This window comes from Methylophaga pinxianii (assembly GCF_020447225.1).
GTDB classification, from domain to species: Bacteria; Pseudomonadota; Gammaproteobacteria; order Nitrosococcales; family Methylophagaceae; genus Methylophaga; species Methylophaga pinxianii.
In genome coordinates, this window is sequence record NZ_JAJAEO010000178.1 from 66,986 (window position 1) to 80,659 (window position 13,674).

Annotated in this window: 14 protein-coding genes; 11 read left to right on the forward strand and 3 right to left on the reverse strand. The window is 45.2% G+C overall.

The window, feature by feature from the left end; translation table 11 throughout:
- Positions 1 to 46: 46 nt before the first annotated feature.
- On the reverse strand, positions 47 to 346 hold the full coding sequence (locus LGT40_RS10895) for an Lpp/OprI family alanine-zipper lipoprotein (RefSeq protein ID WP_226073992.1): 300 nt from the start codon (positions 344 to 346) through the stop codon (positions 47 to 49).
- A gap of 223 nt (positions 347 to 569) precedes the next feature.
- Here LGT40_RS10895 and suhB point away from each other — a divergent pair, with 223 nt between their 5' ends.
- From suhB to LGT40_RS10920, 5 genes are all read left to right on the forward strand, one after another.
- Positions 570 to 1,364 (forward strand): inositol-1-monophosphatase, encoded by a 795-nt coding sequence (gene suhB / locus LGT40_RS10900; RefSeq protein WP_226073990.1) that lies wholly within the window; start codon positions 570 to 572, stop codon positions 1,362 to 1,364.
- A gap of 64 nt (positions 1,365 to 1,428) precedes the next feature.
- Positions 1,429 to 3,261: a translational GTPase TypA gene (gene typA, locus LGT40_RS10905; RefSeq protein ID WP_226073988.1), complete on the forward strand. Its 1,833-nt coding sequence runs from the start codon at positions 1,429 to 1,431 to the stop codon at positions 3,259 to 3,261.
- A 64-nt stretch (positions 3,262 to 3,325) separates the two neighbouring features.
- Positions 3,326 to 3,544, forward strand: coding sequence for a PP0621 family protein (locus LGT40_RS10910; protein ID WP_226073979.1), 219 nt, complete (start codon positions 3,326 to 3,328; stop codon positions 3,542 to 3,544).
- Positions 3,544 to 5,139, forward strand: coding sequence for a sensor histidine kinase (locus LGT40_RS10915; RefSeq protein WP_226073977.1), 1,596 nt, complete (start codon positions 3,544 to 3,546; stop codon positions 5,137 to 5,139). The genes LGT40_RS10910 and LGT40_RS10915 overlap by 1 nt, the downstream gene beginning before the upstream one ends.
- Entirely contained in the window at positions 5,136 to 6,488 is a 1,353-nt protein-coding gene (locus tag LGT40_RS10920; RefSeq protein WP_226073975.1) for a sigma-54-dependent transcriptional regulator, read from the forward strand. The genes LGT40_RS10915 and LGT40_RS10920 overlap by 4 nt, the downstream gene beginning before the upstream one ends.
- A gap of 3 nt (positions 6,489 to 6,491) precedes the next feature.
- Here LGT40_RS10920 and ygfZ read toward each other — a convergent pair whose 3' ends face one another.
- Positions 6,492 to 7,400 carry a CAF17-like 4Fe-4S cluster assembly/insertion protein YgfZ gene (ygfZ, locus tag LGT40_RS10925; RefSeq protein ID WP_226073965.1) on the reverse strand — a complete coding sequence of 303 codons (909 nt, stop codon included), beginning with the start codon at positions 7,398 to 7,400 and terminating at the stop codon, positions 6,492 to 6,494.
- Between the two features lie 79 nt (positions 7,401 to 7,479).
- On the opposite strand from ygfZ, the gene LGT40_RS10930 reads away from it, so the two are divergent.
- Positions 7,480 to 7,917: a protein YgfX gene (locus LGT40_RS10930; RefSeq protein WP_226073957.1), complete on the forward strand. Its 438-nt coding sequence runs from the start codon at positions 7,480 to 7,482 to the stop codon at positions 7,915 to 7,917.
- Here LGT40_RS10930 and nadB read toward each other — a convergent pair.
- Entirely contained in the window at positions 7,892 to 9,493 is a 1,602-nt protein-coding gene (nadB, locus tag LGT40_RS10935; RefSeq protein WP_226073955.1) for an L-aspartate oxidase, read from the reverse strand. The two genes, LGT40_RS10930 and nadB, sit on opposite strands and share 26 nt — an antisense overlap.
- A gap of 128 nt (positions 9,494 to 9,621) precedes the next feature.
- On the opposite strand from nadB, the gene rpoE reads away from it, so the two are divergent.
- The 5 genes from rpoE to LGT40_RS10960 are packed head-to-tail and all read left to right on the forward strand — an operon-like array spanning position 9,622 to position 13,604.
- Positions 9,622 to 10,197 carry an RNA polymerase sigma factor RpoE gene (gene rpoE / locus LGT40_RS10940; protein WP_226073952.1) on the forward strand — a complete coding sequence of 192 codons (576 nt, stop codon included), beginning with the start codon at positions 9,622 to 9,624 and terminating at the stop codon, positions 10,195 to 10,197.
- A 2-nt stretch (positions 10,198 to 10,199) separates the two neighbouring features.
- The gene (locus tag LGT40_RS10945; protein ID WP_226073950.1) at positions 10,200 to 10,769 is read left to right on the forward strand and encodes a sigma-E factor negative regulatory protein; all 570 of its coding nucleotides are present in this window, start codon (positions 10,200 to 10,202) and stop codon (positions 10,767 to 10,769) included.
- 2 nt (positions 10,770 to 10,771) lie between these two features.
- Positions 10,772 to 11,752, forward strand: a complete 981-nt coding sequence (locus LGT40_RS10950) for a MucB/RseB C-terminal domain-containing protein (protein WP_226073948.1) — start codon at positions 10,772 to 10,774, stop codon at positions 11,750 to 11,752.
- Positions 11,749 to 12,171 carry a SoxR reducing system RseC family protein gene (locus LGT40_RS10955; protein WP_226073946.1) on the forward strand — a complete coding sequence of 141 codons (423 nt, stop codon included), beginning with the start codon at positions 11,749 to 11,751 and terminating at the stop codon, positions 12,169 to 12,171. Before LGT40_RS10950 ends, LGT40_RS10955 begins: the two co-directional genes overlap by 4 nt.
- Complete coding sequence (locus tag LGT40_RS10960; protein WP_226073944.1) at positions 12,171 to 13,604, forward strand: DegQ family serine endoprotease; 1,434 nt, start codon at positions 12,171 to 12,173, stop codon at positions 13,602 to 13,604. Before LGT40_RS10955 ends, LGT40_RS10960 begins: the two co-directional genes overlap by 1 nt.
- Positions 13,605 to 13,674 lie beyond the last annotated feature (70 nt).

Consider the following 13,674-nt stretch of genomic DNA (forward strand, 5'->3'; position numbering starts at 1 on the left):
ATCCCGGCCTTTTTGTTTTTAAGCGTTGAAAAAATAATGTTTTAAATTATTTGCTCATTGCTTTTTCAAACATACGATCGATTTTTGCACAGCAAGCATCAACTTGTGCTTGTGCATCTTCAGCCGCTTTTTGTGCATTCATTGCAGCTAATTCAGCGTCAGAAGCAGTGCGTTGTGCAGTATCAGCAGTACTTTGCGCGTTACGTGCTGCAACTAAAGCAGAATCAGCTGTAGATTGTGCAGATTCTACTGAACCTTTTAATGCTTCCATTTCAGCAGTATTTGCACATGCAGTCAGTAATGCCAAAGGCAGGATAACGGCGCTCAGTTTAGCTAATGATTTCATTTGAATCTCCTTAAAGGGTACTTGGGGTGGTTAGCATTTCCATTTCTTTGTAAATGCAAGCCTAGCAAAAGGCTAGCAGGAAATATTTATGCTGTCTATTGCCACAAATTTAAACTGCGAACTTGAGGCGATAGTTGGTATAATTATGCTCTCTTTTTTTAGACTGGAATAGTATCTTGCTGTTTCTGTCGCATTCTTTTTTTGCTCTGGAAAAATTTGTTCTATGCATCCAATGCTGAATATAGCCGTACGTGCGGCTCGTCAGGCGGGTAGCCTGATTATGCGTTCTTTACAACATGTCGATCATTTAGAGGTTACAGCTAAGGGATTGAATGATTTTGTCACCGATGTTGACCGTCTTGCGGAACAGGAAATCATCAACACCATTAAAAAATCTTATCCGGATCACGCCATCATGGCGGAAGAATCTGGTGAAACAGGCCAAAATGATGTGGTCTGGATTATTGATCCTTTGGATGGTACGACCAATTTTCTACATAGTTTCCCACATTACTGCGTCTCGATTGCCGTGATGGTGAAAGGTCGAATCGATCATGCAGTCGTATTCGATCCCATGCGCGATGAACTGTTTACTGCCAGTCGCGGTGAAGGTGCGCAATTGAATGATCGTCGTTTGCGAGTCAGTAAACGTAAAGATCTTAACAACGCATTAATTGCCACAGGCTTTCCGTTCAAATATCCGCAACATTTAGATGCTTATATGCAAATGTTTTCCGCCGTTTTGCCAAAAGTAGCTGATATTCGTCGTGCCGGTTCCGCCGCGCTTGATTTGGCATATGTTGCTGCTGGACGTGTAGATGGTTATTGGGAAATCGGCTTGGAAAATTGGGATTTGGCAGCCGGAAAACTGTTGGTTGAAGAAGCGGGTGGTTCAGTGACGAACTTTACCGGTGGTGACAAAGTTTTGGATAAAGGGCACGTCGTTGCGGGCAATTTATCACTCCATGCACATCTGCAAAAATGTATTGCCCCGTTTGTGGTGGATAATCTGAAGTGATTGAGGTCCCCAACGGGACATTTTTTAACAGCGCATGCCAGCCATGCCTTAATGAACTGATTTTATGAGTAATAATTCTAGAGATATAAATAAGCTTCGTAACATAGCCATTATCGCCCACGTCGATCATGGTAAAACAACATTGGTTGACCAGTTGTTACGTCAATCTGGCACATTCAGCGAGCACGAAGAGTTACAAGAACGTGTCATGGATTCTAATGACCTTGAGCGTGAGCGTGGCATCACCATTCTGTCAAAGAATACCGCTATTCGCTGGAATGATTACCGCATCAATATCGTCGATACACCAGGCCATGCTGATTTTGGTGGTGAAGTCGAACGTGTTCTGTCGATGGTTGATTCCGTCTTACTGCTGGTTGACTCATCAGAAGGTCCAATGCCGCAAACGCGGTTTGTCACTCAGAAAGCGCTGGCATTAGGTCTTAAACCGATCGTCGTTATCAATAAGATCGATAAACCAAGTGCCCGCCCAGGCTGGGTATTGGATCAAACATTTGATTTATTCGCGAATCTGGATGCGACCGATGAACAATTGGATTTTGATGTTATTTATGCCTCCGGCCTGAATGGGTTTGCTGGTCTGGAAGACACCGTCCGTGATGGGGATATGACGCCTTTATTCCAACTGGTTGTGGATAGAGTGAGTCCTCCTGCGGTAGACCCTGAAGGTCCTTTCCGTATGCAGGTAACGTCACTTGATTACAATAGTTATGTTGGTGTTATCGGTATCGGCCGTATCGAGCGCGGCAAAGTAAAAACCAATACCCCTGTTACGGTTATTGATCCGGAAGGCAAAAAACGTAACGGTCGCGTCATGCAGGTTATGGGCTTTATGGGCTTACGTCGTGAAGAAGTTGAAGAAGCACATGCGGGTGACATCATTGCCTTTACTGGCCTGGATCCACTAAATATTTCCGATACGTTATGTGATCCTAATGTTGTGGAAGCCTTGCCACCGTTAAGCGTTGATGAACCAACTGTCACCATGACTTTCCAGGTAAACAATTCTCCGTTTGCTGGTAAAGAAGGTAAATTCGTTACGACTCGCCAAATCAAAGAACGTCTGGATCGTGAGTTGATTCATAACGTGGCATTAAAAGTCGAACAGCTGGTCGATGATCCGGATAAATTCCGTGTTTCTGGTCGTGGTGAATTGCATCTTTCAGTATTGATTGAAAACATGCGTCGCGAAGGCTTTGAAATGGGCGTTTCAAGACCAGAAGTTATTATTCGTGAAGTAAATGGTGTTAAAGAAGAACCCTACGAAGCCGTCACAATTGATGTCGAAGATACCCACCAAGGTACCGTGATGGAGAAAATGGGAACGCGTGGTGGTGAGCTGAAAGATATGTCACCGGATGGCAAAGGTCGTGTCCGCCTTGATTTTATTATCCCTTCGCGTGGATTGATTGGTTTCCGTACCGAGTTTTTAACCGCGACCCAGGGCACGGGTTTGATTTACAGTGTCTTTGATCATTATGCACCAGTAAAACCGGGTACTTTTGGCAAACGCATTAACGGTGTGTTGATTGCTAATGGTGTCGGTAAAGCGGTGGCATTTGCCATCTTCAACTTGCAGGATCGTGGTCGTATGTTTATCGGCCATGGTGACGAAGTTTATGAAGGCATGGTAATCGGTATTCACTCACGTGATAACGATTTGGTCGTTAATCCTCTCAAAGGTAAACAATTAACCAACATGCGCGCATCAGGCTCTGACGAAGCAGTGACACTGGTTCCGCCAATTCGTATGAGTTTAGAGCAGGCGCTTGAATTTATCGGTGATGATGAATTACTCGAAGTCACACCTAAATCCATCAGAGTACGCAAAAAATTCCTGTTGGAGCATGAGCGTAAGCGCGCTTCAAGAGGCTAGTTCTATCGCCAATAGAAGAAGAAAGGGTATCCTATCCGGGATACCCTTTTTTTTGAGGTAAACAATGCGAATTTTGATCCTGCTGGCGATAGGCCTGCTGCTTTACATCATCTTCCGGAATTTGTACCGCAAGATAAAAAATGAACGACAAATTGAACAGGCTGAAAAAATGGTGCGCTGCGAACAATGTGGTTTGCACTTACTGGAACAGGAAGCCATTCAGAAAAATCAGCATTATTTTTGTACCACTGAGCATCTTGAGGCTTATCAGCAACACAAATAATGGCTGGCGATTATTTCACCACCGGTAAATCAGAGCAGGATCAGGCCTCCTGGCGTGCTCTGACGTTATTTTCTGGCTACCGTTTGTTTCTGGCAGCTATCCTGTTTGTTGTCTTCTATCTGGAATTAGCACCAGAATTTATCGGTAAAAAGTATCCATTACTGCATCATTTTGTCAGCCTGAGTTATCTGATGGTGGCCGTGCTGTTGATGATATTTTCCAGTCGACGCTGGGGAGTATTTGTCACCCAGTGCAGCATCCAGTTAATTATCGATATCATCGCGCTGGCTTTGATTATTCATGCAGCGGGAGGCTTACAGAGTGGTCTGGGTGCCTTGCTGGTAGTGGTAGTTGTTGCGGGTGGTGCATTAATTCCCGGTCGTTTGGCAGTGTTTATTGCAGCTATCGCGACATTATCGGTTTTACTTGAAGCGGTATATGCGGAGCTGATTGGACTCGGTCAAAGTCATTTTGCGCAGGCTGGCATGCTGGGGGCGATATTTTTTATTACCGCGGTACTCGCCCAGCTACTGTCACGAACCATGCAGCGTTCACAATTGCTGGCTGAACAACAGGCCCAAGATCTGAACAAACTGGCTAATCTGAACCAGCATATTATCAGTCGGATGCAAGTAGCCGTTTTGGTACTGGACGAACAAGGCAAGGTCTCACTCTGCAATCAATCCGCATCTCAGTTCATGGGAATAGAGCACGTTCCATCACAATTTCTGCTTAAACAATATGTACCGGAGTTAGCGGAACAAATCTGGCGTTGGAAGCAACATTTACCGGATCCATTTGAACCGTTTCATGCGCGAGCCGATCTGCCTCAGCTTTTAGCTCGTGCAACTCTCTTGGATTCTGGTGAAGTGCTGGTGTTTATTGAAAATACCACCGCTTTAGCGCAACAGGCCCAGCAATTAAAACTGGCTTCTCTCGGACGGTTAACCGCAAGTATTGCGCATGAGATTCGTAACCCTTTGAGTGCCATCAGCCATGCAAGTGAGTTGCTTTCCGAGTCTTTGAGCTATGATGAGTCTGTAAGCAAACTGACAGGTATTATTCAGCGCCATAGTGTCCGGATGAACAACATCATTGAAACCATTCTGGAAATGAGCCGGCGTAAAAATGTTGAGCCAACCGTGGTGGTTTTAAGTCCCTGGCTGGAAAAACTGTTAGGGGAGTATTGTGAGATAAAACATATTCCACATCAGCAGATAACGCTGACATCCTCAGCACCGTTGGCCCGAATTTGTACCGATGAAGAACAACTACATCAGGTGATATGGAATTTAATTGATAATGCATGGCACTATGCTGACAAAGATCAGAGTCAGCCAATTGAAGTCCGTATTACACTGCAATCCGAGTATATCCACATTGATGTAATTGATAATGGGGCAGGGGTCAGTCCACAAGCCATGCAACACTTGTTTGAGCCATTTCATTCAGAAAGAACAGGCGGAACCGGGTTGGGGCTATATCTTGCTCGCGAGTTATGCCAGGCCAATGGTGCCAGGTTAAGTTATTTGCCAGAATTTGGCAGCTGTTTTCGAATAAGTTATCCAATGCAAAGACAAGAGTTTATTCAATGAATCCACAAGCGTTGATTGTCGATGATGAACCGGACATTCTTGATTTACTGTCGATGACCTTATCCGGCATGTCAATTGACTGTGTTACCGCTGAAAGTATTGCCGAAGCTGAACGGATTTTATCTCAGCAATCCTTTGATCTGTGTTTTACCGATATGCGTTTACCGGATGGAGATGGCTTGCAGCTAGTGAAGAGTATTCAGCTAAGCCATCCGGAGTTACCTGTGGCTGTTATTACTGCGTATGGCAATATGGATTTGGCGGTGACTGCACTGAAATCAGGGGCCTTTGACTTTGTCTCCAAGCCCTTAAAATTACGTGTTTTACGTGAGTTGGTGGAAGCTGCCTTAAAGTTATCACCAAACCGATCACATAAAAATGACCGTCGATCTCGTGATCGGTTATTAGGTGAAACCAACTTGATGCGCGAGTTGCGAGGCAAAGTAGCCAAGCTGGCCCGTAGTCAGGCTCCGGTGTATATCAGTGGTGAATCCGGCACAGGTAAGGAATTGGTGGCGCGTTTAATCCATGATTTGGGGGCACGATCAGATAAAGCTTTTGTGCCGGTGAACTGCGGTGCGATTCCAAATGAGTTAGTTGAAAGCGAATTTTTCGGTCACAAAAAAGGCGCTTTTACCGGTGCAGTTGCTGATAAACAGGGATTATTTCAGCATGCGCATGGTGGAACATTATTTTTGGATGAAGTCGCTGATTTACCGCTGATGATGCAAGTTAAATTATTACGTGCTATTCAGGAAAAAGCCATTCGTCCCGTCGGTGGTCATGAAGAAATCAATATTGATGTCAGGATTTTATCGGCCACCCACAAAAATCTGGCGGAATGTGTTGAGAAAGGAATATTCCGCCAGGATTTGTTTTACCGGCTGAATGTGATCGAATTGCAGGTTCCTCCGTTAAGAGAGCGAAAAGCAGATATTCCTCTATTAACAGAACATATCCTGCAAAAATTCGCGGGTAAAACGCATACTGTCCCGGTTCAATTAACCGATGAGGCGATGACGGTATTACAACAATATCCATTTCCTGGAAATGTCCGCGAATTGGAAAATACCCTTGAACGAGCTCTGACATGGGCTGAAGGCACTAAAATCACATTGACAGATTTGATGTTGCCAACAATTGCACCAACCAAAAATACTGCCTCGCTCATGCCTGTGGCTACCCACGAGTTAAACCAGGATCTGGAAAGTCATCTCGAAGAACAGGAACGGGCCATTATTGAAAAGGCACTCACGGAAACCCGCTGGAATAAAACAGCCGCAGCTAAACGCCTGGGTATTACTTTTCGTGCATTACGTTACAAGCTAAAAAAACTGGATCTCGAATAGGACTTATGCGGTATAGGGCTGTACCTGCGCTAAAGCTGTCCCATCGTTTAAATAAAGTTTCTGCTGAGCGCCCTCCAGCTTCAAGCTTAGTTGCATAAACAATTTGTCATCCGCAGAAATGGTTCTGACAATATGCCCCATGACCGCTTTTTCATCATTGACGATAGTGTCAGCTACCGGTGGAATCGCGTCGGTTTGTGCCAAAGCCTGAAATAAGCGACGTTTGGGTTCTCCCAAATAATGCAAGCGGGCGACGACTTCTTGTCCCGGATAACAGCCTTTACGAAAGCTTACTCCGCCAACCAGGTCCAGATTCAGTTGTTGTGCAGTAAACAGCTCACGGCTTTCCGGAAAAATGATAGGAATGCCACTGTCAATCTCGGCGATATGCCAGCTGGATTCAGCAGCAAGTTGCCACCCTTCATCGATCAAAACGGTCAGTTCAGATGACAATTGCTCATCAGTGGCAATCAATAAAGCTCGTGATTGAGAAGGCAAGCTGATAGCTGAAGTGGGAGCGTTACTCCCTTGCAGGCCGCAAACATGTAAGTTTTCACTATTGTCTATCACATCCACTTTACTGCGTAATTTAAACATCTGCAGTCGTTGCGCCAGAAAGGCACATTGGCTTTTAGGCAACACCAGATGATAACCGTTGTCTGTTTTGACCAGCACAAAGATCGCCAGCAGCCGGCCTTTTGGATTACACATTGCGCTAATTTGCGAAGGTTGTTCACCAAGCTGCTGGACATCATTGGTCAGCAGATTTTGTAAAAATCCACTGGCTACTTCGCCGGTGACCGTAATCACCCCATAGCTTGGTAAAGGGATCAGATAATGTATTTCATCATTCCGTGAAGCCAGTGGGGCATTGACTTGGTGTTGCAAAATAGATTGATAGTCAGCGGTCATGAATTTACTCTTTGCTTAAAATAAAGATGAGTGACGTGCCATTGTAACAGGGCCTGATTGACTCAAATAAGGAATGAAAATGCAGGAAAAGGGATTTTATCTGCCATTGACACGATCCAGAACTCTGGTCGTTTATAGTCTACTTGTACATATACTGGCTGTAATTAGTATCTTGCTGTGTACCTTAAGTTTAACGATAAAAGTCCTTCTGGCGGTAATCATTCTTATCAGTCAGCTTAGCCACCTTTATCGGCTGGGATTCATCAGTGACAATAAAAAACGACCAGTGGCAGTCCTTAACCCGGCTAAAGAATACTGGCAGATTCGTTATGCAGACCAGACAGTAAGTTCTGATCTGTTATTGGAGAGGGCTTGGGTGACGCGACTTGCCGTTATTCTCCATTTCCAATCCACCAATAAAAATCGCATGTCATTATTGATAGTAAAAGATGCCGCCACAGAAGAACAGTTTCGACAATTACGAGTACGTATCAGGTTGGCTTTTTTTCAGCAATAATAGTATTTTGGGCCGATTTTTCGGATGTTTCCGGAAAATCAAGCGTGTAATGCAATCCTCGACTCTCCTTGCGCTGCAATGCCGATTCGATAATTAATTCCGCGACATCCGCCAGATTACGTAATTCCAATAAATCATTACTGATGTGATGCTGACTGTAAAACTCATCAATTTCCTGTTGCAGCAGTGACAAACGCTGCCGGGCACGATTAAGCCGTTGCGTAGTGCGCACAATGCCCACATAGTCCCACATAAAACGACGTAGCTCATCCCAGTTATGGCTTATTGCCACTGCCTCCTTGGCAGGATGTACACGGCTTTCATCCCAATGTGGAATATCCGCTGGCAATGAGGTTTTTGGCCGCTTTTTTATATCATTTGCTGCGGCATCGGCGAACACCAGACATTCCAGTAATGAATTACTGGCCATTCGATTAGCACCATGTAAACCGGTATGAGCGGTTTCGCCAATGGCGTATAGACCATCTATATCTGTTCTTCCTCGCATATCGGTCATGATGCCGCCACAGGTGTAGTGTGCTGCGGGCACTACTGGAATAGGCTCTTTGGCCATATCGACACCGAACTTGAGGCAGCGTTTATAAATTGTAGGAAAGTGAGAAGTGATAAATTCTTTGGACTGATGAGTGATATCCAGATAAACACAATCCTGTCCAAGACGCTTCATTTCATGATCTATTGCACGGGCAACAATATCTCTTGGAGCGAGCTCCGCCTGCGGGTGAAATGCCGGCATGAAGCGGGTGCCATCAGCTAATTTCAACGTTGCACCTTCGCCACGCAAAGCTTCTGAAATTAAAAAGGATTTGGCCTTTGGATGAAACAGACAGGTCGGGTGGAACTGAATAAATTCCATATTTGCAATCCGGCAGCCTGCACGCCAGCCCATGGCAATGCCATCGCCGGTCGATACATCAGGATTACTGGTATACAAATACACTTTTCCAGCACCACCAGTGGCCAAAACAGTCACCGGTGCCAGAAAGGTTTTTGGTTGATCTTTTTTGATATCCAAAACGTAACAACCCAGACAGCTATTTTGCTCGGTCGCAAGATGTTTGCGCGTGGTAATCAGATCAATACCGATGTGATAAGGAAATAATGAAATATTCGGGTGGGCTTTCGCTTTATCCAGCAGCGTTGTCTCAACGGCCCGACCGGTTGCATCAGCAGAATGAATGACACGACGATGGCTGTGTCCACCTTCCTGGGTCAGGTGATAGGTTTCGGTGATCATATCATCGCGAGTGAAGGAAACACCTTGTTCAATGAGCCATTCAATACTTTCCCGCGCATGTTCCACTGTAAAACGCACGACCTCTTCGTCGCATAATCCGCCGCCGGCGCGCAAAGTATCATCAATATGGGATTGCAAAGAATCGGCTTTATCAAGTACAACTGATATGCCGCCTTGAGCATAAAGTGAAGCGCCTTCCTCAAGCTGGCTTTTGGATAGAACGGCAACACGGGCCTGGTCTGCCATCTTTAATGCCAGTGTCAAACCTGCCGTACCGCTGCCGATAATCAGCAGATCAAAATGATGAGTTGTCGTCATGGGTCCTGTTACAGGTAGAATGCCAACAATTATTGTGCACTGATTGTGGAACAAAAATAAATGACATTGGTCAATCAAGCATTAAACAGAAAACGTCTCCGGCATGTCGGAGTAGGCCGGATAAAGAAATGAACGTGGATCAGGAATTAGTTCAGCGGGTGCAGGCGGGCGATAAAAAGGCCTTCGATCTGCTCATTATGAAGTATCAACAGCGAATCATACATGTGATAACCGGTTTTGTGCATGACCCAGTTGAAGCGATGGATGTGGCGCAAGAAGCGTTTATAAAAGCGTATCGTGCGTTGCCGAACTTTCGCGGAGACAGCGCGTTCTATACCTGGCTTTATCGTATCGCTATAAATACCTCCAAAAACCATCTTACCGCGAGTTCGCGTCGCCCTCCTATGAGCGACGTGGATGCTATGGATGCGACTAATTATTACGATGCACCAGAACTTAAGGAATTCGAGACCCCTGAAGATAGTCTCATGTGTGTACAGTTGGAACAGGCTATTCAACAAGCTATTGATGATTTGCCGGAAGATACGGCCACCGCTATCAAGTTGCGGGAATTTGAGGGTATGAGTTATGAAGAAATCGCAGAAGCGATGGATTGTCCGATCGGCACAGTCCGGTCACGGATATTTAGGGCTAGGGAAGCTATTGATAAACAAGTTAAGTCAGTGACGGGTGAAGAGGAATAATAATGACAATTAATCATCTCGAATTAGTGTCTGCTTTGGTTGATGGCCAGCTGACAGGTAATGAACTAGAACAGGCGTTGGGTTTGATTGCCAACGACCCTCATGCTCGTGAAGCATTTATGCGCTACCAACAAGCCAGTGATATTTTGCATGGTTATACCAGAAGCATTAATCATAATATGCTCGATTTAACCGCACGGATTTCAGCCTCTTTGGCTGATGAGCCGGTATATTCAATTGCTACGAAATCCAAATCGACGGCGAAACTTTTCCGTTTCCCGGAGAACTTTTGGAAACAGGCTACTGGATTGGCAATGGCTGCTTCAGTCGGTGCCCTTGCAGTTGTCGGAGTGGTTCAGCAACAGTCATCAGGTGTTGATAACATGCCGATGGCCAGCGTCGTCGCCGATGAGTCTCCTGCTACGCTGATTAGTCAGTCTAATCGCTGGACGGTGGCTGAGCCTGAAATTGAAGACAGACTCAATAATTATCTGGTTGATCACAATGAGTATGTAGGTACATCAGGCATGTTTTCTTACGGGCGTGTCGTTTCCTATGGCACGGAGCGATAAAAATGCGCCAACGATTTCGTTTTTGCGTTGCGCTGTTGGTGTTATTTGTTCCAACAGTCCAGGCAGAGTCCGCTTCGATAGAATTACTCGAGCGTATGAGTCAAGCAGCAAAGCAACTCAACTATGAAGGCGTTTTTGCCTATCGAAGTGACAAGACATTTCAATCCGTGCGTATTTATCATCGCAACAATGATGGTATTGAATCAGAAAGGTTAATTTCACTTAATGGCGCTGCGCGTGAAGTGATTCGTTCCAACGATACGGTGACCTGTATCAATCCAGATGGCAAACAGATCAACGTCAGTCAACGACCTTTGGGCAGGGGGTTCCCCAGTGATTTACCCCGCCGATTACGTTCAGCGACACCATTTTACGAACTCACCATGGGGGGCGAAGATCGGATTGCAGGCAAGCTCACACAACGACTGGAAATTAAACCCGTAGACAATTACCGCTACGGTTATCGGTTATGGATGGATAAAGAAACTGATTTATTACTTAAATCAGAATTGATTGATGACAACAAAGAGGTATTAGAAACCTTTGAATTTACCGATATTCAAACCGGTATAGATATCCCGGATGCTTTGTTGCAAGCACAAATGTCAGGTAATGAAATGATTATGCACCGAACCGAGCCGGGTGAAATGACCACGCAAGATCTGGTGGCATTTTCACATTGGCAGGCTAACTGGTTGCCTGAAGGATTTACTCTGGTTGCTCATCAGAATCGCTTGCGAGCCAATAATGGTGCACATGTCGAACAACGAGTTTACAGCGATGGTTTAAGCTCAGTCTCAGTGTTTATTGAAAAAATGCGAGCCCAACACAACCATTTTCATGGCGGATCCCACATGGGAGCGGTCAATGCATTTGGTAGTGTGATTCATGCACATTTTGTGACCGTGGTTGGAGAAGTGCCTGCCGTTACAGTTGAAAAAATTGGTGCCGCCATTGAATATGCCGGCCCGGAAAAAAGATGATTGAACAAAAAGCCACAGTAGTGCGTTCAGATGATTCCACCATCTGGCTTAAGGCTGAACGGCAATCTACCTGCGATAAATGTCAGATGAAAAAAGGCTGTGGTACCGGACTGTTAAGCGAACATGTGGGCCGACGTTTTTCCATGTTGACAGTGCCTAACAATCAGGTTGTTCAGCCTGGACAGCAAATGAACGTTTCCATCCCGGAAGAAGCTTTATTACATGGCGCTTACATGATGTATCTATTACCGCTTTTGTTCATGTTTGCGGCCGCTGTGATCAGTCGATTTATGTTTGCTAATGAATTTCTTGAAATTATTGCTGGATTGGCTGGTCTCATGATTGGATTTTATTGGGTCAAAAAAAGACTCAAAAATCAGAAAATAGCCATTGAAACTCAAATCATAGAGGAAAAATAATGACGCAATATAAAACAACAGGCGCAACGATTATGGCGTTGCTGATGTGGTTAATGTTGAGTTCCGCTGTTCAGGCAAGGGGAGGTTTACCTGAGTTTACCGAACTGGTAGCCGAGAATGGCGATGCAGTCGTCAATATTAGTACGAAAAGTAAACAAACTGAAATGGCGGGTTCACCTTCACCCTTACCGCCGGGCATGGAAATGCCTGAAGGTACCCCGTTTGATGATTTTTTCAAACGCTTCTTTGGTGACCCTTCTCAGCCTCGTGCCCCAATGCCGAGTTCATTAGGCTCAGGCTTTGTCTTGTCATCTGATGGTTATATTCTGACAAACCATCACGTTATCAAGGATGCTGATGAGATTATTGTGCGCTTTAGTGATCGCACTGAGCTGGTTGCTGAATTGCTGGGCAGTGATGAGCGTAGTGATGTGGCATTGTTAAAAGTTAACGCAGAAGGCATGAATCTGAAAGCAGTTAAGCTGGGTGATTCAAATGACCTCAAAGTAGGGGAGTGGGTATTAGCCATTGGTTCACCGTTTGGTTTTGATTATTCTGCGACAGCCGGTATTGTCAGCGCGCTAGGACGCAGTCTGCCAAGTGACAGTTATGTTCCCTTTATCCAAACCGACGTGGCCATTAATCCAGGTAACTCAGGTGGCCCATTATTCAATCTTGATGGTGAGGTGATTGGTATCAATTCACAAATCTACAGTCGTACTGGTGGGTTCATGGGCGTTTCCTTTGCTATACCTGTTGACACAGTAATGAATGTAGTTGAGCAAATTAAAGATAAAGGTTATGTCAGCCGTGGCTGGTTAGGCGTGGTTATTCAAGATGTTACGCGTGAACTGGCAGAATCATTTGGTCTGGACAAACCCCGAGGTGCACTGGTTTCTCGGGTCGTTCCAGGAAGTCCTGCTGAAAAAGCCGGTTTTGAAACGGGCGATGTCATTCTTAAATTTGATGACCGCACTGTTGATGCTTCTTCTGATTTACCACCGATTGTTGGTCGCACCGCTATTGGTAAAAATTCTAAAGCGGAGATCATGCGTAATAATAAAATGATGACGCTTTCGGTGGTTGTTGAAGAACTTCCTGAAGATGAGCAAGTTGCAAGTGGTAGCGCACCTGGCATCGGTCAGTTCTATGACAGTCGTCTGGCCCTTGAGGTGACCAATTTATCAGCAGAACAAAAAGCTGAATTAGGTGAAAATCAGGGTGGTGTCACTGTCAGAAGAATTGAATCTGGTCCTGCTGCAGAGGCGGGTCTAGCGCCGGGCGATTTAATTCTGAGCATTAATAACGAAAAGATTACTGATGCAAAACAGTTTATTGAATTAGCTAAAAATCTACCAACCAATAAGGCTATTCCAGTATTGGTACAGCGTTCTGGAGCCTCTCAGTTCCTGGCATTGAAAATTCCAGAATAGAACGTCATTCACGGATCCCTACGGATTCAGATACAGGCAGCTGATGGGTATCCATCAGCTGCTTTTTTTT

Excerpts from the sequence above, each read along its gene's own strand:
- LGT40_RS10950 (WP_226073948.1), top strand. The coding sequence starts at position 10,772 with ATGCGCCAACGATTTCGTTTTTGCGTTGCGCTGTTGGTGTTATTTGTT.
- LGT40_RS10920 (WP_226073975.1), top strand. The coding sequence starts at position 5,136 with ATGAATCCACAAGCGTTGATTGTCGATGATGAACCGGACATTCTTGAT.
- LGT40_RS10960 (WP_226073944.1), top strand. The coding sequence starts at position 12,171 with ATGACGCAATATAAAACAACAGGCGCAACGATTATGGCGTTGCTGATG.
- suhB (WP_226073990.1), top strand. The coding sequence starts at position 570 with ATGCATCCAATGCTGAATATAGCCGTACGTGCGGCTCGTCAGGCGGGT.
- LGT40_RS10955 (WP_226073946.1), top strand. The coding sequence starts at position 11,749 with ATGATTGAACAAAAAGCCACAGTAGTGCGTTCAGATGATTCCACCATC.
- nadB (WP_226073955.1), bottom strand. The coding sequence starts at position 9,493 with ATGACGACAACTCATCATTTTGATCTGCTGATTATCGGCAGCGGTACG.
- typA (WP_226073988.1), top strand. The coding sequence starts at position 1,429 with ATGAGTAATAATTCTAGAGATATAAATAAGCTTCGTAACATAGCCATT.
- LGT40_RS10895 (WP_226073992.1), bottom strand. The coding sequence starts at position 346 with ATGAAATCATTAGCTAAACTGAGCGCCGTTATCCTGCCTTTGGCATTA.
- LGT40_RS10930 (WP_226073957.1), top strand. The coding sequence starts at position 7,480 with ATGCAGGAAAAGGGATTTTATCTGCCATTGACACGATCCAGAACTCTG.
- LGT40_RS10910 (WP_226073979.1), top strand. The coding sequence starts at position 3,326 with ATGCGAATTTTGATCCTGCTGGCGATAGGCCTGCTGCTTTACATCATC.
- LGT40_RS10945 (WP_226073950.1), top strand. The coding sequence starts at position 10,200 with ATGACAATTAATCATCTCGAATTAGTGTCTGCTTTGGTTGATGGCCAG.
- ygfZ (WP_226073965.1), bottom strand. The coding sequence starts at position 7,400 with ATGACCGCTGACTATCAATCTATTTTGCAACACCAAGTCAATGCCCCA.
- rpoE (WP_226073952.1), top strand. The coding sequence starts at position 9,622 with ATGAACGTGGATCAGGAATTAGTTCAGCGGGTGCAGGCGGGCGATAAA.
- LGT40_RS10915 (WP_226073977.1), top strand. The coding sequence starts at position 3,544 with ATGGCTGGCGATTATTTCACCACCGGTAAATCAGAGCAGGATCAGGCC.